The sequence below is a fragment of the Bartonella sp. AP58NXGY genome (genome assembly GCF_042195785.1).
In the GTDB taxonomy this organism is placed as follows: Bacteria; Pseudomonadota; Alphaproteobacteria; order Rhizobiales; family Rhizobiaceae; genus Bartonella.
Genome location: NZ_JBHIOY010000003.1, coordinates 242173 through 266226, shown reverse-complemented (window position 1 = coordinate 266226; position 24054 = coordinate 242173). Strand labels below are relative to the sequence as shown.

17 protein-coding genes and 1 pseudogene are annotated in these 24054 nt (G+C 35.5%); 4 read left to right on the top strand and 14 right to left on the bottom strand.

The features are described 5' to 3' along the window. Positions 1-780: type ISP restriction/modification enzyme (locus tag ACFINC_RS03740; protein ID WP_375616160.1), on the top strand; the 780-nt coding region annotated here is incomplete at its 5' end. A gap of 20 nt (positions 781-800) precedes the next feature. Here the strand turns inward: ACFINC_RS03740 and ACFINC_RS03735 are convergent. The 11 genes and pseudogenes from ACFINC_RS03735 to tatA form a co-directional block, all read right to left on the bottom strand. Continuing rightward, positions 801-1943 (bottom strand): annotated as a pseudogene (locus tag ACFINC_RS03735) (DUF6990 domain-containing protein); the annotation flags it as partial. After that, a complete protein-coding gene (locus ACFINC_RS03730; protein ID WP_375616159.1) occupies positions 1930-2667 on the bottom strand; it encodes a DUF6990 domain-containing protein in 738 nt (245 codons plus the stop codon). The gene ACFINC_RS03730 and the pseudogene ACFINC_RS03735, both read right to left, overlap by 14 nt. A gap of 103 nt (positions 2668-2770) precedes the next feature. Beyond that, the gene (locus ACFINC_RS03725) at positions 2771-3238 is read right to left on the bottom strand and encodes an SMI1/KNR4 family protein (RefSeq protein WP_375616158.1); all 468 of its coding nucleotides are present in this window, start codon (positions 3236-3238) and stop codon (positions 2771-2773) included. Positions 3239-4228: 990 nt separating this feature from the next. Beyond that, entirely contained in the window at positions 4229-4615 is a 387-nt protein-coding gene (locus ACFINC_RS03720) for an Mth938-like domain-containing protein (protein ID WP_375607678.1), read from the bottom strand. Between the two features lie 465 nt (positions 4616-5080). Further along, positions 5081-5542, bottom strand: coding sequence for a preprotein translocase subunit YajC (yajC, locus tag ACFINC_RS03715; protein ID WP_375616157.1), 462 nt, complete (start codon positions 5540-5542; stop codon positions 5081-5083). Positions 5543-6223: 681 nt separating this feature from the next. Continuing rightward, positions 6224-7405 carry a peptidoglycan DD-metalloendopeptidase family protein gene (locus ACFINC_RS03710; protein ID WP_375616156.1) on the bottom strand — a complete coding sequence of 394 codons (1182 nt, stop codon included), beginning with the start codon at positions 7403-7405 and terminating at the stop codon, positions 6224-6226. A 168-nt stretch (positions 7406-7573) separates the two neighbouring features. After that, positions 7574-8233, bottom strand: a complete 660-nt coding sequence (locus ACFINC_RS03705; RefSeq protein WP_375616155.1) for a protein-L-isoaspartate(D-aspartate) O-methyltransferase — start codon at positions 8231-8233, stop codon at positions 7574-7576. Between the two features lie 133 nt (positions 8234-8366). Then, the gene (gene serS, locus ACFINC_RS03700) at positions 8367-9644 is read right to left on the bottom strand and encodes a serine--tRNA ligase (RefSeq protein ID WP_375616154.1); all 1278 of its coding nucleotides are present in this window, start codon (positions 9642-9644) and stop codon (positions 8367-8369) included. A gap of 61 nt (positions 9645-9705) precedes the next feature. Next, entirely contained in the window at positions 9706-10488 is a 783-nt protein-coding gene (tatC, locus tag ACFINC_RS03695) for a twin-arginine translocase subunit TatC (protein ID WP_375616153.1), read from the bottom strand. After that, a complete protein-coding gene (gene tatB / locus ACFINC_RS03690; protein ID WP_375616152.1) occupies positions 10485-10925 on the bottom strand; it encodes a Sec-independent protein translocase protein TatB in 441 nt (146 codons plus the stop codon). Before tatB ends, tatC begins: the two co-directional genes overlap by 4 nt. A 54-nt stretch (positions 10926-10979) precedes the next feature. Further along, positions 10980-11291: a twin-arginine translocase TatA/TatE family subunit gene (gene tatA, locus ACFINC_RS03685; protein WP_375616151.1), complete on the bottom strand. Its 312-nt coding sequence runs from the start codon at positions 11289-11291 to the stop codon at positions 10980-10982. Positions 11292-12922: 1631 nt separating this feature from the next. Between tatA and ACFINC_RS03680 the strand changes: the two genes are divergently transcribed. The 3 genes from ACFINC_RS03680 (at position 12923) to pgsA (ending at position 16777) form a co-directional block, all read left to right on the top strand. Then, entirely contained in the window at positions 12923-13786 is an 864-nt protein-coding gene (locus ACFINC_RS03680; RefSeq protein ID WP_375616150.1) for a 23S rRNA (adenine(2030)-N(6))-methyltransferase RlmJ, read from the top strand. Between the two features lie 357 nt (positions 13787-14143). Beyond that, positions 14144-16123 (top strand): excinuclease ABC subunit UvrC, encoded by a 1980-nt coding sequence (gene uvrC, locus ACFINC_RS03675; RefSeq protein ID WP_375616149.1) that lies wholly within the window; start codon positions 14144-14146, stop codon positions 16121-16123. 72 nt (positions 16124-16195) lie between these two features. Further along, entirely contained in the window at positions 16196-16777 is a 582-nt protein-coding gene (pgsA, locus tag ACFINC_RS03670; RefSeq protein ID WP_375616148.1) for a CDP-diacylglycerol--glycerol-3-phosphate 3-phosphatidyltransferase, read from the top strand. Between the two features lie 339 nt (positions 16778-17116). Here pgsA and ndk read toward each other — a convergent pair whose 3' ends face one another. The 3 genes from ndk to bafA (ACFINC_RS03655) form a co-directional block, all read right to left on the bottom strand. Continuing rightward, a complete protein-coding gene (gene ndk / locus ACFINC_RS03665; RefSeq protein WP_375616147.1) occupies positions 17117-17539 on the bottom strand; it encodes a nucleoside-diphosphate kinase in 423 nt (140 codons plus the stop codon). Between the two features lie 366 nt (positions 17540-17905). Beyond that, the gene (gene bafA, locus ACFINC_RS03660; RefSeq protein ID WP_375616146.1) at positions 17906-20473 is read right to left on the bottom strand and encodes a BafA family autotransporter; all 2568 of its coding nucleotides are present in this window, start codon (positions 20471-20473) and stop codon (positions 17906-17908) included. 837 nt (positions 20474-21310) lie between these two features. Beyond that, positions 21311-23875, bottom strand: coding sequence for a BafA family autotransporter (bafA, locus tag ACFINC_RS03655; protein WP_375616145.1), 2565 nt, complete (start codon positions 23873-23875; stop codon positions 21311-21313). Between the last annotated feature and the right edge of the window lie 179 nt (positions 23876-24054).

Genomic DNA, 24054 nt, shown 5'->3' with positions numbered 1-24054 from the left:
ACCGGTATTGCTGTAACCTTGTTTATCAAAAATCCCAATGCTATTGGACCTTGTAAAATTTACTATCATGATATTGGAGATAATCTTTCCACCGAAAAAAAACTTGAGATGCTTCAATACTTTGGTAGTGTTGGTGGTATTACTCGTAAACAAAGCTGGCAAATGATTACACCAGACGAATATGGTGATTGGATACATCAACGTGATAACAGTTTTGAAACATTCTTAGCTTTGGGTAATAAGAAAAATCATGGTAAAAAACTCTTTGAAACGTTTTCATGTGGTCTAAAAACCAATCGTGACGCTTGGGCTTACAATTCAAGTCGTGAAGTTTTAGCGAAGAACATGAGTAATATGATTGCCTTCTATAACAACGAAGTGGAACGTTTTAATGGTGCTTATACACATGAAGACCGAAAAACACGTACAAAAGCTGTAAACGATTTTGTTAATACGGATGAAAGCAAAATAAGTTGGACGTATCATGTTAAGCAAGAATTATTAAGAGGAAAAATTTCCGAATTTGAAAATAATTGTTTAGTTCAAAGTCTTTATCGTCCCTTTACAAAGCAATGGCTTTATTACAATAGCGTCTTTAATGAAGCAATTTATCAAATGCCGCGTATATTCCCAATGAGAAAAGCGATTGAAAATAAAATAATACAAATTACAGGCGTAGGAGCAAGGTGTGGTTTTTCTATTCTTATGACTAAGAGTTTACCTAATCTAGACGCAATAGAAAAATCTAAATGCTTTCCTACTCTAAAACTCTCTTTATAAAATTTGAGCGTTTTAACATCCCCCATGAGAATAAGGGCAACAAGGTGGCGCTCTGCAAGATCAGCTTCATTATTTGGCGATAAAACTGCATAATCAGAGATAATTTTTTGTACATTTTGCTGATGAGCCCACTCAAAAATGTCTGCACAAACCTGTTTCAATTTTCCTTGCTTCATAGCAATATCAGAGATTGTATATATATCTTCCGCCTCTTTAATGGACGTATATTGAGATCTCGTTGGAAAAATATCTCGATAAATAGTAGAGAAGCTAAGCGTTGAAAGTGAAGCTTTGAATGTGATAATCAACTCTTTGCCTTCCCTCTCAAGACTATATACTATGTTGATAAGACAGTCTTTGCTTATAAAGTAAGCATTATAATTGTAGTTTTTATCGCGGTAAGTTGTCCAACCCATCGTTTTTAATTGTTCAACAATGGTATTAAGAACAATCCAATCTTGCGAACCTATAATATCCTTTACCTTTTGTTCATTTGAATTTTTCATCTGCCCAAATCGTAATACTCTCGAAATAAAGCTTTCTCGTGCTTTTGATCGAATCCAACTGACCATGTGCAAAAATGCTTTTGTAATCAAGGTGAAAGGTTTTATTATCACTCTATAAAGCAAAGGCGATACCATGAAGTAAAACATCATCCGCCCTATAAAATTTGCTTTTTCACTAGGTCTACACGGAATAAAATGTTCTTCAGCAAATTCAACAGCGCGATTAACACAGCTAAAGAGAGAATAACTTGTCGCATATTGAGCAACCTTGTTTATTTCAAGAGAATTTTGATAAGATTTCAAGGCCTCAATCTTACCCGTCAACGCTAAGCAAGCCAAATGCCAGATCATATGGGAGCAAGAACCAGATGCTTGAAGATATGTTTGAATAGGCGCTCTTTTTTTTATTTCTGCCTCAAAATCCTGAGTACGAGCCCACTGAATTACCCGCTCAGAAATGTTGATAAGTTCTCGCTTTGTGGGTGTATCAAAACAAATATTAAGACCTTTTCCAAGACTGGTAAAAGTTGGATAAATATTCTCAGGTCGTACAAGTTCGTAAGCTTTACCATAATGAATATACCAGCAGGCTCTAGAAAGCTCTTCTGTAGACGTTATGGCACTAATATAGACATTTAATTTATCATTTATAGACATTTAATTTATCATTGAGATACCACAAATCAAAATGAAATTTAACAAAACGATCAGGTAAAACTAACCACATTTTCCCAGGGGCTGTTGCAATCCAACCATGAACTTTTAAAATATTGGTTACCGTTGTTAGGCTCGTTAGCCGCTTTTGAGGTGTTATACACACCAAAATATCATCCAACTCGCCCTTTTTATAGGCTTGTGCAAAAAGAAGAAGACGCTCAACCCATGTTGTTGTTTTGTAATCAGAAAATTCTAATATATTCAAATTTGATGTAGGACTACAAGACTTTAATGACTCTCTATCACCGAGCAAAACTCGAGCAACAGCAGAGCTTTTAGAGCTACCATTGGAAGCTTCTTGGTGTAATTTTTGTTCAATATTTTGTGTTTTTGCCCATGTGATTATTTTGTTTAAGGACTCCTGAATACGGTTTTCAGAAAGGTCTTTCATTTTAACATCAAAATATCTATCTTCTGAAAAAAGTATACTTTCAGAGCAAAATCTCTTACCCCTAATATATTCCCAAGCAAGAAGATAGGGGATAGTACTGAGATTTGCTACTAGCATAAGCTTTCTATCCCTCCACCCATATTTTACCTCGTAGTCGATGCTTACAAAACGATCAGATAAATAATAAAAAGCATGGTGACAACCTATATCATCGCGATAGGGTACCCAACCAAGTTTTTTTAAAATTTTTGTTACATCTTTGGTTTGCATCATGACGCACTTCCATTCTCAACGAATTCAATGATGAAAGAGCGCATACCAATCAATCTCCTCCATTTTTTATTCAACAGCTGTTTTCAACCTCATATTTAAAAAATTATTCAAAATTAACCTTAATTCTTTTATAGAGAAACTCATAAAAATTGCTTGCGTAATAATATGAAGCACCAGCTGGAAACCTGAAATAAAGTGGACATTCACCGTCTTGAAATTGAGAGTAATCAAAGTAAAGTATCTCACAAAAAGTATTTTCACAAACAATAAGCTGCTGTGGCCTAGCTAAACCATTTTTTATATCGAGTAAGTGGTGATAAACAATATCACCAGCAGGAATACAATCAACAGGAGACCCTACACTGTCCTCATAAACGGTCAATATTTCATCACAACCAATTTCTGAAATTCCCAAATTTTTCAGGCAGTTTTTGTAAGAGGTTGTAAATGGCAAGCCAATAGTTTCTTCAGCCTTTTTAATCTGTATATCATCAATGGTAGGGCCAAAATCGATACGATCACTATATTTATCAATTAATTTTTCGAGATCAGATAATATAAAATTTTTCATGAACTCCCCCCAATTATTATTCTCTAATATGTTTTAACTTTTTCTAATAATGATAATATTCACATTTTTACGGAAAAACGGTAACTTAGTGTTTATAATTTTTTAAATAAAACCAATACACAAAAAAACTATTTCACATGAACTTTAATATTTTTTCGCAAAATTCATAAAAATTACTTGCGTCATAAAGAATATCTTTAAATAGTGTGAACATTCACCATCCTGAAGTTGAAAGTCATCAAAAGAAAATTTCACACCCAAATTAGCTCTACTGATAACAAGCTACTGTAGTTTTGCTAAACCATTTCCTCTATCTGTTAAATTATAGTCAACAAAAATCCCTACACAATCCCTATAAAGGCTAAATATTTCCTCGTCATCAATTTCTGTTTTTTCAAAGAATCTTGATAAGAAATTGTAAACTGCGAGCCAATAATTTCTTTAGATTCTTTATTCGTATATCACCAATCATAGCCTTTAAAGTGCGAAACTTAATAATATTACTATAGTGATCAAATAATTCTGTAAAATCGGATAAAGTATAATTTTTACAGATTTTTCTACATAAATCATATCACATTTTTGCTAATATTAATGTGATCGTTATAAATACTTATCTGTTCATAGCTAATGGTATTGCTTTACATTTCTCTAAATAATAAAAGCATTTTTATTGATATCGTTCTTTCATTATTTGCTCCAATTACTTTTTTCTTTTTAGAAAGAAATTTTTAAAAATTAAATAAATAACTTTTTTGATAAAATTTGTCTTATCGGACTTAAAACTTTCATTCGTAGTAAAAACAGCTAAAAACTAACCGTAACATGCACAGTAAAACTTAGAAGAACAAACAACGCAAAACACTTCTTGATTGAATGGATAACAATGCTATCTTTTTATAGAAAATGCACTGATCATAAAATTCATCCAATTAATAATTATGAAAACTTTTCATAATGAACTAGAGCAATTTATTATTAAATAATACTTTATTCTACCGCAAATAATAATGCAGCAACAGCGCGATCTTCAGCCAACAAAACATTAAATGTACGTACAGCCGCTCCCGTACTCATTGTATCAGATGAAATACGTTTTTCCCATAAAAGAACCCGTAACTCTTCAGGTAATCGCAATAATTCAATTCCAGTACCTATTAATAAAACTTCGATTTCAGATGCTTCTTCTAAAACACGAGATATATCCCCTTGAGTAGGAATAGGCCCTGCCATATCAATGCCATAAATACCTGATGGGACACAAATAATAGAACCTCTATGAGACATATCAGCAAAACGAAATCCACCATTTCCATAAGCATCAATAGGTGCCCGACTCGGAAAATGCGCCTCACGAATTTGAATTGCATCGAACATGAATAAGCACCCTTTATTTTTGAAAGTCCAACTGCCTTTTACCTCTTACCACAAAAGTTAATGGAAGGTTGATACAAACATTGATATGTTAACCCTCGCTTATAAGAGTATTGAGATTAGAAATTTTTATATACTCCCTAATCTTCTCCTACAACAAATAGATGAAAATTTGACAACAAACCGCGATTAAATGCTATATGCTCAAATAAATCTATCTTTTAAAAAATTTCCTCAGCTTATTTACTCGAAAATAAAAAACATCTCTTTATAAAAATAATGATGTTGTTTAAAGGACAGGAAAATTTTCCGTAATCTTCCATAAATAAAACAACTATTTTAATAATTTAAAGAAAAACACCATCTTCTGTAACGACTATAAAAGCTACTCCTTCAATGAAACTATCTTTATATTTCAATACTTTTTATAAAAATGCTTTAAAAAATGTAATAAACTACAACGCCACCTTAAGATGCATTTTCCTTATTTTCCTTTGATATAGCTTTTTTTTCTTTAGATACACTCACATTTTCTTTCGCTGTTTTTTTAGATTTAGACTTTTGTGGTGTTTTTGTTTTAGCATGAAGCTTTGATTTTTTTTCTGCAATTGGTTCACCTTTAACGCGTACATCAGACAATGTTGAGCGAAGAACACGAATATTCATACTCTCACCAATTTCAACCTCTAATTCGCCACTTTCATCGTGAACCTTCGTAACTTTGCCGATAATGCCACCACCCGTTATAACTGTATCACCACGACGTATTGCATTAAGCATTTCTTGTCGTTTTTTCATTTGTGCACGCTGTGGACGAATTATAAAAAAATACATAATTGCAAAAATTAAAATGAACGGGACAGCACTAACAAATGAAAATCCACCGGGAACATCGCCTGCAACTTGAGCATAAGCGTTCGTAATAAACATTTTTATCTCCTATAGTTAAACTTCAGGTATTTCCCCCTCTATTAAAATAAAACTCCGATCCAGAAAAACTTTCCTAAAGAATTTATCATAAAAAGTAATGACCACATGATGGAATCTCAGCTTTATCAAAATGCAATAAATCCTTAAGAGACAGAATACAACAAGAAAAATCTTAAAAAAAACAGATTTATTTCCCTCTATTATATATTCTACAATATAAGCCTTCTCACTAACTCAATAAATGATACAAACCAATTTTTCCAAGGAAAAAACCTTTAGTTATAGAGATAATTCATCGTTTTTGATATCAAATGAAAGACTTAAATACAGTAAAACTCTCTCATTTTATCCCCTTTGAATTCATCAAAATGATTTTCTTGTACGTCACACACGTGAAATGAACCTGTAGATAAAAACTATTTAAGAAAAGCGTAAAATCCCCCTTCTCATTCTCGTACCCCCTATAAATGCAAGAGCAGTTGGAACATTGAGAAGCTGAAAACAGTATGATACTATCACCTTATCTCTTCATAAACACAAAGATGATAATATCTAATAAACTCAACAAACGGCTTCCCTTAAACCAGTGATTTTTTCTGCTGCAGTATTATTTTACGTAAAAAAATCAATTTTTTCATGAAATTTCTATAAACTATAAAATTTCTCAAATTAACCCATAAATTAGTTTTCTAAATATTTAAGAGGATCAACAGGTAATGAATTCTTACGCATCTCAAAATAGACACGTGGCGTTTTAACATTTCCTGAAACACCAGATTTAGCAATCTCATCACCGCGTCTTATTCTTTGTCCTTTGTTAACAACAAGCTTACTATTACATCCATAAATAGTGATAATATCATTTTCATGTCGAATCATAACAACATTACCAAGCTCTTTTAATCCATCTCCCGCATAGATAACGACACCATTTTCCGCCGCCTTTACCGATGACCCCTCAGGCACTGCAATATCTATTCCTCGATTCATTACTGTTCCTTTTTTTTGACCAAACTGGCTTAATAAACGCCCTCGTACTGGCCAACGCATCTTAGAAATTCCTGTACCCTGCGGTGTCATAATATTATCTGTATTCGTGACAGTACTTGATAAACCAGTCTCATGGTCCAATCGCATCATCTGTGTAGAAGAATTTTTCTCAGAACTTGATCTGTTCATCTTTGCAGAAGGGAACATTGTTACAGGAGCTTTATATACAGAAGAAGCCTTTTTGTGTTTTACAGAGGACGTAACTTGAGATTGGAATGAAGATTCTGCTGTTGACGCCGCCCAATCATTATTATTGCGCGTATTTGAAGTTGCGAATGTACGCCTACTTGGAACCACAAGGACTTGACCAATATAAATGGAATTGCTGTTTATGCCATTTGCTAATTTTAATGCCTCAACACTGACCCCTATTTGTCGTGCAATACTGAGTAGTGTATCTCCACTCTGGACAATATAAGAATTCCGCCGGTAAACAGGAGAGTTATCCATTTGTGAACGAGAAAGTGTTCCAAGATTACGTGGAGGTGCCCCCATAACGCGACCATCCAAAGAAGCTGTCCTACCTTGCTGTGGAGAATTATAAGGAGAACTGTCATCTCGCCAAGAATCATCGCTTGGTTCCACAGGTGGCAATTCAGTACTCTGTATCATATCACCACCGTCCGATAGCATTCGCGGATCTGTAGGTATAGTGCTAGATATATTTGATTGATGAGATAACATACGATGAGAGGACATAGCGGAAAAACGTTGCGTACCAGAACTACAACCAGCAACAATAGTTACCACCGCTAAAAAAGTTATTCTCTGAAATTTATGCCGGAAAATATTATCCAAAGCTCTTAAATACATAGTTTTGCCCACTCATCAATACTCAACTCATTCCATTAAAGCTTTTTTAAATTACCGAAGAGTTAAAATGAGATATTTTATTCATAAATATCTCTATATAATATCAAAATGAATTTAACGTAAAATAAAAAGGTGAAATAATTTGTGCTATTTCTTAAATTTTAAAATTTAAAGTATCTCCGCAATACCTTTAATAAAAGGTTGATAACGCACTTGAAAAAGTTCTAAACACTCAAATCGACTCCCAATTTTTGTATAGCGCGTCACCGTTTGTACCCCTTCATCAGGCCCTATAGCCTGAATGAGAATGCCATTTTCAGCTAAGAGTTCTAAAAATTCCTTGGGTTCATCAGAACGCGATGGCCAAATAAGAATACGGTCAAATGACCCCAAACCTGTCACACTATGACTTCCATCAATTTGCCGTACAACAATATTTTCAATTCCCAAAGCTTGAAATTTTTGGCCTGCCAAATCAACAAGCGTTTTATAACGATCAATCGTCGTTACACGGTCACTCAAACAGGCTATAAGAGCCGTACAAAAACCAGATCCCGTACCGATTTCTAAGACACGATGCTTTTTTTTCAACGATAGTGCCGAAAGAATTAAGAGTTGTTCTTCCAAACGTTCCATATATTCACCACACTCAAGGGGAATAACTTTATTATCATAAGCACTATTAAACCAAGGGGCAGAAACAAACTGTTGACGTGGAATTTTTTCTAATGCCGAAAAAAATCGCACGTCATCAATGCCTTTGCTACGCATTTTCAGTACAAGAGCGGCCAACTCTTCACGAAATTGTAAAATACCATTTTGCCCCATAGTATTATTCAATCTCTAATGGAGGAGCACTTTTATCACCCCTACAAACCACTTCCTTTAAAATGGCTAAACCTTGCATTTGCATACCATCACCTCTTGGCAATAAATGCATATTGTCTTTCCTTTCGCAAAATTAAGCAGTAATACAACGCATGCCTCCCATATAGGGTTGTAAAACATCTGGAACAATAATGGATCCATCAGCTTGTTGATAATTTTCAAGTACGGCAATAAGACAACGGCCAACAGCCGTACCAGAACCATTAAGACTATGAACAAAATGCAATTTTTTATCACCTTCTGTACGATAGCGAGCATTCATACGACGACCTTGAAAATCTCCACAAACTGAACAGCTAGAAATTTCACGATAACATTCTTGACCAGGAAGCCAAACCTCGATGTCATAGGTTTTACGTGCTGCAAACCCCATATCTCCCGTAGAAAGAACCACTGTGCGAAAAGGCAAATCAAGCCGTTTTAATATATCTTCTGCACATTCCGTCATACGTTCCAATTCAATTAAAGACTGATCTTCACTGGTAATCGAGACCATTTCCACCTTCCAAAATTGGTGCTGACGCAACATACCGCGCGTATCACGACCGGCTGCTCCCGCCTCTGAACGAAAACAAGGAGACAAAGAAGAAAATCGCAGTGGTAAATCTGATATTTCAAGAATTTCATCGTTAACCAAATTAGTTAATGGTACTTCTGCAGTAGAAATAAGCCATCGACCATCTGTTGTCTGAAAAAGATCCTCTGCAAACTTCGGCAATTGTGCTGCTCCGTAAACAATCTCATCACGAACAAGAAGAGGTACTGAGACTTCTGTATAACCATGCTCATTCACATGCACATCAAGCATAAATTGTCCTAATGCTCGTTCTAGTCGTGCTAACGCCCCTGAAAGCACTGTAAAACGTGTTCCAGACAAACGACTAGCTCGCTCAAAATTCATCTGCTTGAGATCTTGACCAAGATCAAAATGCTCCTTTGGTGTAAAATTAAATGTTGGAGGTGTACCAAAATGTCGAATGACGACATTATCACTTTCATCTTTACCTTCCGGAACATCATCCAATGGAATATTTGGAAGAGTTGAAAGAATTTTCTCAAGACTCTCCGTCAGCTGTTTTTCTTCCGCTGTTGCAGAAGAAAGAAAGACTTTAATCTCTTCAACTTCAGCTTTAAAGCCTTCAGCCATTTGTAGATCAGATACAGCTAAAGCTTGTCCTATTTCCTTTGAAATAGCATTGCGACGTTCCTGCGCCAATTGTACTTTAGCAACATGCGACCGACGTGCAAGATCAAGTTGTATTAACCTTTCAGCTTGTGGTTCAAGACCTCTGTTTACAAGTGCTTTATCTAATTTCTCAGGATTTTCACGAATCCACTTAATATCAAGCATCAAAATTCCTCATTTATATTGTTTTTATTCATTTCTTATCGCATAAGATTATACAATTTTCTTAAGCGGATTTTCTTCTCTTTTCTATACCGTAAGCAATTAAAATTGAGATCTCGTAAAGTGCTATCGTTGGTAAAGCCACTGCAAACATCGTAAAAAAATCCGAAGGGGTTACTATTGCCGCAATAATAAAAGAAAGCAAGATAGCCCATTTTCGTTTAGATACCAAATCATGAGATGTTAAAAATCCAACTTTTGTTAAAAGACTGATGACAAGAGGTAATTGAAAAATCAAACCAAAAACTAGGATAAATGATGTCATAAAGCTCAAATAATCGGAAATACGCACTATAAAATCTATTCTTAAATGAACATCTGGAAGAAATTGTTGTGAAAGACTAAACCATAGTATTATTGGTGCCAATAGAGTATAAACAAACGCTCCCCCAATACAAAATAAAATAGGACCACCAATGAGAAAGGGTAAAAAAGCCATACGTTCATTTTTATAAAGCCCTGGTGCAATAAAACTATAAAACTGAAAAGCCGTATAGGGAAAAGATAAAATAATCCCCCCAAAAGCCGCAAGTTTCATCTTTGTTAAAAAAGTTTCCCATACTTGTGTTGATTGCAAACGAATACTCTCAGGATTACTCCCTGCTATTTTCATTGCCCACTGATACGGCCATAGTAAAAAATTTAAGATATAATCTTTAACAAGAAAACACATCATAAAAGCGATCAAAAATGCAACCACGGCAGCAATAATGCGCTGACGAAGTTCAATTAAATGTTCTAAAAGTGTTGCCATACTGGCATCAACTTCATCTTTCTTAACATTCATGATACATCTTCTTTATCTTTAGAAACGACAGAAATGCTTTCAGAATGATAGGGTGTAATAGATACTATCACATCTTTATTGGTTGTCTTTTGATCACACGCCCAAAGTTCTTCATCTTTTTCTAATTTATGATGTGTTGCCTTAACATCAGAATTATCATGGATATCCTCTACTGCATCCTGTATGGGATCAAAAGTCTCCGTCAACTTCTTGCTTGGATTAAGATCATTAATATCTGAACATGTTTTTTGCAAATTATCGAGCTCAATTTGTCTTATTGCATCATCAAACTGGTAACGAAGTTCATTTGCTGTTGAGCACACATAAGCTCTTACCTTTGCTATTGCCTTTAGTATTTTAGGTAAATCTTTTGGTCCAACGACAATAATGAGAACAAGTAAGATTACGACAAACTCCGGCCCATCAATCCCAAACATCTCTTAACTCGACTTCCCCGTAAAAAATAATGCACAATGATGATAACGTTTTTGTTATTTGACACGCTGTTTTTTAGCAATAGATGCCTTGCCTCTTTTAGAGGCAGAAGAAGCCTTTTTGCGTGCAGTTACATGTTTCACCGATAACGGCTGAGATTGTTGAGGTTCTATATCAATCATTTGAGAAGTAGCTGCCATTTCAACTTTATCCTCAATGCTGTCATCGTCTTCCTTCATATTCTTTTTGAAAGCCTTAATTCCCTTAGCAACATCACCCATTAATTCAGAAATTTTACCGCGCCCGAAAAGCACAAATATAATCAGTAAAATTACAATTAAATGCGTTGGTGAAAAAATATTACCCATTTTTCTAACTCTATGCTTTTAAATTTGATTTCATTTGTGCATGCTTACTCTGAAGAATATATCAAATACCATGTATTTTACTTATATATTTTTTTCTCAACTTAAAAGCAATCACACGCCTTTTAGTGCAAAAGAATCTTTTATCCTCTCATCCCTTTTAGGGCATTATAATATAAACCATTCGAAAATTATAAACCACTTCCTATAAAGTTCAAAAGGCTTAAAAACTTTTCTAAAGAAACTTCATATGATCTCTTGGACGGCTCATCTTCCTGCAAATACTGTATCCAGTGTCTTTCCTTTTAACAATGTTGTACGTATCATTACAAACATTTCCGCCAAATTATCCTTTACTGATAAAGATCATAACATGCTGTAAAACATTTTACGTATTCAATTAAAAAATTCAGAAAGAAAAATCTCTAAAAAACTTTCTTAACACATCATCAGTCTCTTCAAAAACTATCATCTTACGCACAACATTTATTCTTTGCGTTGGGGTAGGAATTTTATCATCCATTATTCCATATTCAATACGAAATATGAGCCATCATCGCATTCAATTAAATATCTGGCGTATAAATAAAAACTATTAGCGGAAAGAGTAAAAATGCACTTTATGAACCAACTCAAGTGCCAAGAGGTATGGCAATACTGCTAAAAAATAAAAAAGGTACCAGCTTGTGCCTTTATTTAGTAAAATACCTCCATATAACCAGCTCTCTAAACCACGGCATGCTCTAACTATTACAAGTCTCCGGATTCTGGGCATGCATTCTCATAATATCATGTGTTTAACCTATCTCAGTATTGAAACCAGAATGGGCATTAATAGAAAATTACATTCAATCAAAAGCATGGCATCGAAGCATAATCCATGTAAAAAGAATTTCTTATCCTAGCCTTTTTTATAAGATTACCTTATAAAGCCGCTCGATAATACAGTGTTAGAGATAGATAAACCTATTTACTTTAGTTTAAAATTCCTCATTTTATTGAGATCGCTTGCAGAGCACATATCAATTTTCAAAAGTTTTATTTTAGCATCATACACAATAACCTAGCCATTTAGCGTGTATAATGTAAAGCTTTGGCTCTGCTTAAAGCAATGAGATTCATTCACACTTTTACAAAAATCCATCACTATAACACCAGCACTTTATTGCTCTATCCATAATTTTACGCTTTCTAAAAAACTTATAAATGTAACAATGTTTTTATCAAGCATTTGAAATTCTTTAATCTTTAAACAAGCAAATTTATGAATGAATTTGAAAGATACCCTTCAATTTTTCAACAAACTTCACTAATATTCTCGTTAATTGAGTGTTTTTTATAGTCTTCCTGGAAGAGACCGCGATCATAAAAAAATCTCTTACAACATAAATATCTCTATTGAAATGTTTGTTGTCTATCTTTCATATAAAAAAATTAAAATTTTAACGATTAATCTCATTATATAAAAATAGCTCTGTGAATAAATGCTCCCATGACATTAATATTTTTTCTGTAGTGTATAATTTGGGGGTGAGGGCATTGTTTGATTTCTACAAGAGTATTTTTATGGATATCAATTCTATTATTCTATGCTAATAATCTGGTACAGTTATACATATGATAGAGTTTACTCCATGAATTATCGGCATATTTATCATGCTGGCAATTTTGCTGATGTTTTTAAACACATTATTGTCACCCGCATTATAGAATATCTCAAACGCAAAGAAAAAGCTTTTCGCGTTATAGATACGCATGCTGGAATCGGTATTTATGACCTTTCTTCTTTAGAAGCACATAAAACAGGAGAGTGGCGTGAAGGTGTCCAACGACTTTTTTCAACTCCTATCCCAGAAGATTTAAGAACACTTCTTGGTCCGTGGTATGATATCATTGATGCCCTCAATAAAGGGGAAAAAGAAATTATGTTTTATCCTGGATCTCCTGTTCTTATTCGTCAATTATTACGAAAACAAGATCGCCTCACCGCAATAGAATTGCACAATGAAGATTATCATATTTTAGCAAAAAACTTTGCAGGAGATTATCAGACAAAAGTTCTGCATTTAGATGGTTGGCTTTCCTTAAATGCTCATGTACCACCAAAAGAAAAACGTGGGTTTATCCTTGTTGACCCTCCCTTTGAAAAAACTGGAGAGTTTTCCCGCCTTATTGAGGGATTAACGAAAGCCTATCGTCGCTTTTCTGGAGGAATCTACGCTTTATGGTATCCTGTTAAATATGACAAAGAAATTGAAAGTTTTCTTCACGCTCTTTATCAAACCGGAATTCCTAAGATTCTACAACTTGAAATGCGTATCCGAAAAAGTTCAAGTCCACCAACAATGAATGGAAGTGGTATGATTATTATTAACCCTCCCTATCTTTTGGAAGAAGAAATGAAAAAACTCAGCCCCTTTCTTATCAATCGTCTGGGACAAGATGAAAATGCCCAAATAACGCATAAGTGGATTCAAAAAGAACATTTATTATGTTAGATTTTTCTCTATATTTTCCTTAAATGAAAATATCGTGGTTAAGATACAAAGGTATTAAATGCTATAACTCTTTGATTTTTTTTAGATTATATCAACATATAATAATGATAAACGAATAACGATTAGCGTGAATTAATTTTTTCTCTTTTTGAGAAAGTTTATGCTCTTATCATGATGGATTTTCTATTTTGACCATTTTAACGAATAAATTGAGTGAATTCATAAAGCTGTCTTAAATAACACCTCTCATATTTTATGAAAATAGGTACTCTAAAATCATATTCTTATGCTATAATGCGCTATTTATAGAAAAGAATATTTCATATATTAAACAAAAAACATATTCTTATAAACGGAATGGTCCTAAAAAATAATATAAATTGTTCGCAAAATGAACGAGAAAAACTTTCTTTTCTCTCTAACATTACGTGGAATAATGCCAATCAAAGTAATGAGAAAAATCAATTCCAAGGTGTCAAATTCATACAAGAGTTTGTTAGACACCTTCCGCATAAGCCAGGGATTTACCGGATGATTGGTGAAAATGGTGATATTCTCTATGTTGGCAAAGCCCGTAATCTCAAAAAACGTGTTTCAAACTATACACGTGAACAAGGACATAATAATCGTATTACGCGCATGATTCGTGCAACATATCATATGGAATTTATTGTCACCCACACTGAAACAGAAGCTCTTCTTTTAGAAGCCAATCTGATCAAAAGATTGCGTCCACATTTTAATGTACTCCTGCGTGATGATAAAAGTTTCCCTTATATTATGATTACAGATGATCATCGAGCACCTGCACTTTATAAACATCGTGGTGCTCGAACACGAAAAGCCCATTATTTTGGTCCTTTTGCCTCTGCTGGTGCGGTAACACAAACACTTCATGTTTTACAACGCGCCTTTTTATTACGGACCTGTACCGATGCAGTGTTTGAAAACCGTACACGCCCCTGTTTGCTTTATCAAATTAAGCGATGTTCTGCACCTTGTACACATGAAATTAGTGACAGTGATTATAAAGAACTGGTGAAAGGAGCAAAAGCATTCCTTTCGGGAAAAGATCAATCTGTTAAAAACGATATGGTTCAAGCTATGCATAAAGCCGCAGAAAGTCTTGACTTTGAACAAGCAGCTTCCTATCGTGACTGCCTATCAGCCCTTTCTCACATACAAAGCCATCAAGGCATTAATCCTCAAACGATAAAAGAAGCGGATGTTTTTGCGATTGCGCAAAAAGAAGGAATGACCTGTATTCAAGTGTTTTTTTTTCGCATGGGGCAAAATTGGGGAAACCGTGCTTATTTTCCTAAAGCAGATCCCTCTTTTTCCCGTACTGAAATTTTAGCAAGTTTTCTTGCCCAATTTTATGATGATAAACCACTTCCCAAAAGCATCCTTTTATCTGAAGAAATTGAAGAAAAGACACTTCTTACAGAAGCGTTTAGTCTTAAAGCAAATCACAAAGTCTCTCTCTCTCTACCCAAACAAGGTGAACGGAAAAATCTTGTTAATCATGCCTATCTCAATGCGCATGAAACACTTGAACATAAGCTTGCTGAAACAGCCACCCACACAAAATTGCTTCAAGGTCTTGCTGAAACATTCCAACTTCCTTTTCCTCCGCGCCGCATAGAAGTCTATGACAATTCTCATATTATGGGAACAAATGCTGTAGGTGTAATGATTGTTGCTGGTCACATGGGATTTGTTAAAAATCAATATCGCAAATTCAATATTCGCTCAACAGATATTACGCCTGGCGATGATTTTGGCATGATGAAAGAAGTGATTAAACGAAGATTTTCACGCCTTATCAAAGAGCATGATCTCCCCAATAGAAGTCATGACATAAAAGATGATGATCTTTTTCCCATCTGGCCTGATCTTATCTTAATCGATGGAGGTGAAGGACAAATCAACAGTGTACATGCAATACTTGCTGAATTACAATTAAATGACCTCTTCACAGTTGTTGGAATCGCTAAAGGTGTTGACCGTAATGCAGGACGTGAACGATTTTTTATAAAAGGTGCCCCCTCCTTTACACTTCCCCCTCGTGATCCTATCCTTTATTTTCTGCAACGTTTGCGTGATGAAGCTCATCGTTTTGCCATTGGAACGCATAGAATAAAACGAAAAAAAACAACATTCAAAAATCAACTTGATGAAATCGAAAATATCGGTCGGATAAGAAAGCGTGCGTTGCTTCATCATTTTGGAAGTACCAAAGCTGTTGCTGATGCCTCACTTGAAGATTTAAAAAAAGTTACGGGAATCTCTATGACAATTGCACAAAAAATTCATAACCATTTTCATGAAAAATAGGCTTGTTTCATAACCTTTGCCTTGTTACGTTTAGGAAGTATATTCTCTTTCTCAAGAATTAAAAATGGCTCCATGAAAAATCATACTTTTTCTTTTCCAAATATTTTAACTTATGCACGAATTGTTGCTGTTCCAATGGTTGTTGCATGCTTTTTTTTAGAAGGGCGACTACAATCAAGTGATATCACTCGCTGGATTGCTGTTTCCATTTTTATTATTGCATCTATTACCGATTTTCTTGACGGTTACCTTGCCCGTATTTGGGAACAAACATCCAATATTGGTCGCATGTTAGATCCAATTGCCGATAAACTTCTCGTCTCTGCTTGTTTGCTCTTGCTTGCCGCAGACAGTACCATTGCTGGGTGGACACTATGGGCAGCTATTATCATTCTTTGCAGAGAAATTCTTGTATCAGGATTACGTGAATATTTGGCTGAGTTAAAAGTTAGTGTTCCTGTCTCTCGTCTTGCAAAATGGAAAACTTTTGTACAGATGATTGCTATTATCTTTCTTTTAGCTGGACCAGCCGGTAATAAAATTTTCCCTTACACAGTAGAGTTTGGCATTACGATGCTGTGGATTTCTGCCCTCCTTACATTGTGGACAGGGTGGGATTATTTTCGTGCGGGTTTAAAGCACGTTATTTTGTGAAATAATATGTAAGATTTATAATGATAATTTACCTTTTTGCCCTTAAACGAAAGAAGAAAGCCCGTAAGGCTTACTTATTTTAAATCTATTCACGATCAATCAATCAAAACTACTTCTTTTGCACATTACAAGTAAGGGTAGTACGTAGATAAAAACTCTTCAGAAAAGAGTAAATAGTCCTTATATTTTCGTAAAAGCAGCTGCAATATTAAAAGCTAAAAAAAACGATTAATGCTCCACCTGCTTTCAAAAAAATCTATAATCTTATAAGCAAAAAACCGAAATATAGTGTTTCGGATTTTTGCTTCTTATATACGCTTTATTATTATAAACGCTTTATTAACCAACAATTTCTACCTCAGGAAACCAAAAGGCGATTTCTGTTTTTGCCGTTTCAGCACTGTCGGATCCATGGACAGAATTTTCGCCAATCGATAAAGCATGAACCTTACGAATTGTTCCCTCTTCTGCATCACTAGGATTCGTAGCCCCCATTAATTCACGGTTTTTAGCTATTGCATTCTCGCCTTCTAGAACCTGTACAACTGTTGGACCAGAAGACATAAATTCCACCAATTCGCTAAAAAAAGGACGCTCCTTATGAACAGCATAGAATTTTTCAGCCTCACGCTTACTCATCCAAACACGTTTAGATGCAATAACACGCAATCCTGCATCCTCAAGCATTTTCGTAATTGCACCCGTCAAATTACGACGTGTTGCATCTGGTTTAATCATCGAAAAAGTACGCTCTAAAGCCATTTAACCACCTTTATTTCATTGATAACATTCTCTGGCTATTTCTATAGCGAGCAAGCAGCCCTTTGCCAAGTGACTCTGCAAAAATCTACACAAATTCTCAAAAATGGAGAATAATTGTAAAAAAAACTTCAATAAAAAAGTGTACCCACCTCTCAGAAAATGTTGAAGCTTCTTTTATACTCCCAAATGCCTCTCATCAAAATTATCATTTAAGCAATAAAAAATTATAAGAAAAATCCAACACGTAAAAATATATATACCTTTTATGAAAACTTTATTTTTTTAAGAAGGCGAACCTAGACATTTCATATATAGGTTTGAAAATCCCCTCACACACTGAAATCAATCAAAAAATACCCCTATAAATTAAAAACTATAGCGTACACCTAAAATACCCTGAAGGGATTGTTTTGTTTTACGCCCTTTAACATAATGGGCCTCACCATATAACTTTAACTTCTCACTCACCAAACTGCTTAAACCTATCCCTAACTTACCCGCATTGCCCGATAAGTCCGTGGTAAATGGATGGCGTTGATTAATTAACGTTTGATTATCATCTTTATTCTCATGCAACCATGCGGCTGTAATATACGCAAGTGATGAAGAAGCCATGCGAGAACCAAATTCATATCCTAAAGATAAGCCAATCTCACTGCGTAATGAAGTAAATGGACGCATCTCACCTATCATGTCATTCGATAACTTGATTGCTTTACCCTCAACACGCAACCATGTAAATTGTCCATAAGGCTGCAACCAACTGCTCTGTGACGTCTGAAGTCGATAACCGGCTTCAAAGGAAGTTCCCACTGCACTTTGAGTATATGTTCCTTCAATCCCTAAACCATTCGTTGAAACGGCTTTCAGAGTATTTTGATAATGATTATATTTTAAAATACCGTCGAGATACCATCCACTATGATCCAAATAAGTGACATAAGCACCAACGCCATAAGTATTTATACCGCTGGTCCCCCCCCGTGCATGCGCAACACGAGCACGATCATAACTGCCAAAACCACCTATATAAAAATCTCCATTTTCCCATTCGTTTAAACCATTGATTCCTAAAACGATACCGGTCTGATCTAGCTTAAAATCTATATGCTCTGCAGCAACACTCTCTTTAGATTTGATCGCATAGGTCCATAAAGCCGTATTCTTTTTACTTTTATCTAGAATTCCTCTTCCCGCACGTACGGTTTGCATTTCATTGTGAAAAACCATCGCTGGAGCCACAGACATAGACAATACCGCATCTGTAGAGGGAGTGGTCAAAAAGTGAGAAACTGAAAGCTTCTCACTCAAGTGTGGAAAAGGTTGTTCCTGAGTGTTTGGCCGCAAAGTCATCTGATCGGCTAAAGATGGTGAAGATGTTGAAACAGCAGCTTGTTGCTTTTCATCAGAAAGAGGATGAGGAACTGATGGAGGTAACACTACACGAGTCTGATTTTCCTGAGAAGAAGATACCAAAACGCTAGAAACCTTCTGTGCTTCTCTTAAATGACGTGGAGGCCGTGGCTTAGGTTGCTCTTTGTTAGATGGACGACGACCAGCCTTTTTTCCTCCAGAAGAAGCCCTTTGATCAGACAATGCAAGAGGAACCTTCGTTTTCTTGTTCACACACTGTGCTTCAGTATTTGAATGTGTCGTGCCTCCAGAGGCTCTACTTAAATACCAAATTGTAGCACTACCACTAGAACTAGCACATCTTTCTCTCTTCAGCAATTGATACTGATAGGTTCCACCATCTACAGTTGTAATGTCCTTTCCTGAAAGATCCGACAGAGTAAAATTAGCCCCTCCATCTGGGCTTCTATCGGTAACTAACGGAACCTCAGTAACAAAACTATTCCTTTGAGAGAGAGAACCTGTAATTTCAGTACCAGAATCTGCAACATTTATTTTGTGATTACCTGAGCCATCGCCAATCGTCAGGTAATCACTCGTATCCCATGTAGCACTCATATTGAATCGAAAATGCAAATCCCCTGAAAGTTTCTCAACATGAAGTGAAATATGACGTGGATCATACGGAATAGAAGTAAAAATAACCGTTCCTCCATGTCCCCCTAAGTCTTCAATTTCAATCTGAGGTTTTTCTCCTATATTCCGTTCACCAACCTCAAATATTGTTTCATCAACTCTTCCTTCTATAGGAACCTTTTTCTTAGTGATATGGTTTGTCCTATCACCTGCAAACAAATAAAGTTCTCCATGATTATTGACCCTTATTTCTCCAACGACTTTTTGAATACCAGAGTGAAACCATGACCTAGCAAAATCAGTAATTGTTACAGTATCCACAAACCCTTCAGGATATACAACTTGAATAGCCTGCCCCTTCAAAGTAGTATCATAAGACTCTCCTAACGCTAAGACGTGTTGTCTACCATTCCCAGAAATCTCAGCAGACATCGATTTTCCCCCCTCTTGTCTTTGCTTCGCGTAAAGATTTTGCTCTCCGTTATTTCCTACTTTCGTATACCAAACCACTGCCTCATCATACACATTCTGCTGTCCAACTGCTCCACTCCCACCAGAAACTGTGGTACCATATGCACTACTTCTTCTCTCCACGCTTGTAAGATCAAGATTTTCCTCTTCATGAACAAACTGCTTACCTCCAAGAATTTTAGCATCTATTGCATTTCCTCCACGCGTAACTATTTGCATCCCCCCTTTTTTAATAGTGGAACCTATAGAAGTTGCTCCATTTTCAACAATCTCAACACTGCCATCTCCAATTTTACTATTACTATTGGGAAAATTATTTGTAATCAATGCTGAACCTTTTGGTATCTCTGCTCCATTTCCAACATCTTCTACTATCGTTAGCTCTCTATTCCTACTCTCAACTGCACTTGCAGATTGCACAAGACAACTACTGATCATCAATACTGAAAAACTTAATTTGTATTTATACCGCATTATCCACACTCCATTCTCAATTATTTAGAAAAATATCCCACGGCTACGTAGGTAGCTCATTTTAGATTGTATCATAATGTGTTTTAATTATGTCTAAATACAATTTTTTAGTGTATTTTTTAATCTAAACAACTATAAGTTGCTGATCTATAAACCACTAAAAAACTCTAACTTAAGGCAGAAAAACTGAATAAAATTCAAAATGTTTACTTGAATTCAAGGAATAATTTGCATATTTGGAATTATGGATGAAAAAAATGCTCGTGCCCTTTAATGGGGCACCATCTTCACGTGAAATAAAACGCCATTGGGGTGTACATTCACGCGCTTGTTTTAAATAGATATCTCTCAAGGCCCCCAAGCCCATTTCCCGACGTCGACCATGAATAATATAATGGTAAATCTATGAGCATCATCATCTTTATGCTTATGGCGAAGCAAACCGGCACCATCACGCACTTTTCTAGCTCTAAAATGCTGCAACACAACACTCTTTTATACTTGAAGCAATTTATAAGAGGTACTTTTAATTCTCTCTTGTACAATTTTTATCCACGCAAGCTTCCCCGCTTATGACGTGTAAAAAATGGTTGTGATTAATTTAACATGGAGCAGATTTGAAATAAGAGAATCTTACGATATTTGGAACTCTCATTCAACATGCAAAACAATGAACACCCTTTATAAATTAATACCCTATCTTAAAAGAGAGTATAAAAGCTTCCTTACTCTTTGAGTAAGATCTCTATACTCTCGAGAAGACAGAGCTAAGCGTTATCTGTTTAAGCTTGCAAAACAATGACATTTATAAAGTTAATCAGCTGTGTACACACATATTTAGAAACTATAGCGTAATCCCAAAATACCTTGAAGAGCATTCTTAATCTTATGTCCTTTTAGATAGTATGTTTCCGCATAAAGTGTTAGTTTATCATTGACCGAACCGTTTAAACCAATTCCCAATTTACCCGCACTGCCTGATAAGTCCGTGATAAATTTATGCTGGTTATTAATTGTCGTATAATTATTATCTATATTCTCACGCAACCAAGCAGCCATAATGTAAGCTGTTAATGAAGTTTCTGAATTCACAAAAAATTCATGTCCTGCAGTCAATCCAACTTCACTGCGGAATGAAGTTGATGGGCTTAGATCCCCAATCATTCCATTGGAAAGTTTTATTTTTTTACCTTCAACCTGCAAACCTGTTAGCTTGATATAAGGCTGCATCCAAGTATTCTGTGCCGGTTCAAAATAACAACCAATCTCAAATGATCCACCTATCGCCCACTGATTGTAATGACTTTGAATCACTAAGCTATTCGTTGAGATGGCTTTCAAATCATCCTGGTAATAATTATATTTCAAAACACTATCCATATACCATCCACGATGATCAAAATAAGTTGCGTAAGTTCCAATGCTGTAAGAGCTCAAACTACTGTCACCACCTCGTGCATGAGAAACACGTGCTTGATCATAACTTCCAAAACCACCAACATACAAATCTCCATGCCTTAATTCACTCAACTGATCAGCACCAAAGACTAAACCTGTCTGCCCAAGTTTAAAGTGTGTATGGCCTGTCGCAATGCGTTCTCTACTCTTAATTGCATAAGTCCATAATTCGATATCTTTTTTATTTCTGTCCCAAATTTTTCTACCATTCCGTATAATTTGCAACTCATTGTTAAAAATAAGTCCAGGAACTACGGACAACGTTAACACTGCATCTGTAGAGGGAGTCGTTGATGTTTCACCAGGAAAAAAAGGATTTGTTGGATCTGGAATAGAGTTTTCTGGCCCACTGAGACGGTCTGCCGATAAAAACCACACTTTTCCATTTTCATCCTTTCTTTCTTTCAATCCATACATATAAGTTCCACCATCAATGGCGTTAATTTTTTCACCCTTAAGATCTGTCAGCGTAAAATTCGCTCCACCACTTTGATCCGTAATTAAATCACGTTTATTTGAAAAAGGATCCGTGATTTCAACGCCAGAATCAGCAACACTTATCGTATGATTTCCAGCCCCTTTCTCAACCAAGAGATAATCACCACGATTATGAGCAATCGTAGTATTGAATGCAAAATGTAAACTGCCTGAAAGATTATTCACATGCAGCTGAGAATAATATGGATCGGAACCAGTAAATGCAAAAATAACACTCCCCTCACCACTTAATTTTTGTATCAAAGAGCTTTTTCCATCAAACTCATTAGTAATAGAGTACAGTTTTGTATCTTTTCCATTCAAAATAATATCTTCTACTGTAGTGCGATGTTGATCATTCCCAGCATAAAGATGAAGTTGCCCAGAATGATTTACCTGTGTTTTGCCTTCTAATGTCGCTCCAGCATGCACCCATGATTTTGTTTCATCATTCATTGTTAGATTTTTTACAGATCCATCAGTCTCTATTTCCTGAATAGCGTTCTCATTTAAAGTAACTCCAATGGACTGACCACCTTTTAAGATACGCTGTTTACCACCACCAAAAACCTCTGTATCAAACGCAAAACCACCATTTTTTGCACTTTGAGATTTTTTTCCAATCTCTTGTACGCCCCCTCGCATAACTTTCGTATTCCAAACTTTTCCCCCATCATATACTTTTTGTTGGCCTAGTGTTTCATCTTGACCATAAATTACGGTATGAGAAGCACTACTCCCTTTAACCTCTTCTCCAACATCCCCTTCCCCGAAAACCAGTTGCTCACCACCATAAATTTTAGTCCCCTCTACTTTTCCTCCATTTCCAACACTTTGTTGTCCGCCTTCTTTAACAACAGCATTTTTCGAAAGTCCTTGTTTTCCCTTTAAAGCCTCAACATTTTCAATTCCACCATGTTCAATTTTACTATTCTCACTGAGACCTCCTGCATACACATAAAGCTCTGCACCATTCTTTACTGTATTATTAATGGATCGCCCAGGACTATCAATCTCACCATCATTTGAAATGTATGCTTTACCTTCATTATCAAGGATATAATTTTCTAGCAGGGCCCCATCTTTAATGGAGATAAGTTCAGGTTTTTTAAGAAACGCAGTATTTTGTTCTTGTGTATTATATCCAATATTGTCACGATGACTGCTGTCAAGCGCCTGTTGACTCACGAATATTCTAGAACCCTTATCCATAGTAAAATCGCTAGGCTTTTTTAAAAAGTCTAATTCATTGCGCGTTCTAACCATGACATCATGAGAGGTTCCAAGGATGCATCTTGCTGATTTCATATCCTCATTGTATTGATTGTGAAATACTTTGTCATTTTCATAACTTGAAGATTGACAAAAAAGCGGTGCCCCCCCCTCATTTGCAGAAGCAGCATGCACAAAACAGCTGCTCAACATGAGTATCCAAAAATTTCGTTTCCATTTATATTGTATCGCCATATCCTCCCCCTTCACGTCTGCATAGACACCAAACGTAATTAGCTCTACAAAATATATTTTCAACCTTAGATTGCAATAATCCTTCTTAAAAATCCTTCTTATCTCATAAAAAACTGTTCTTTACAGTTTTTTGAATACTTTTTTGATCAAGAATATAAGAGCGTTTTTATAGTGCTTCT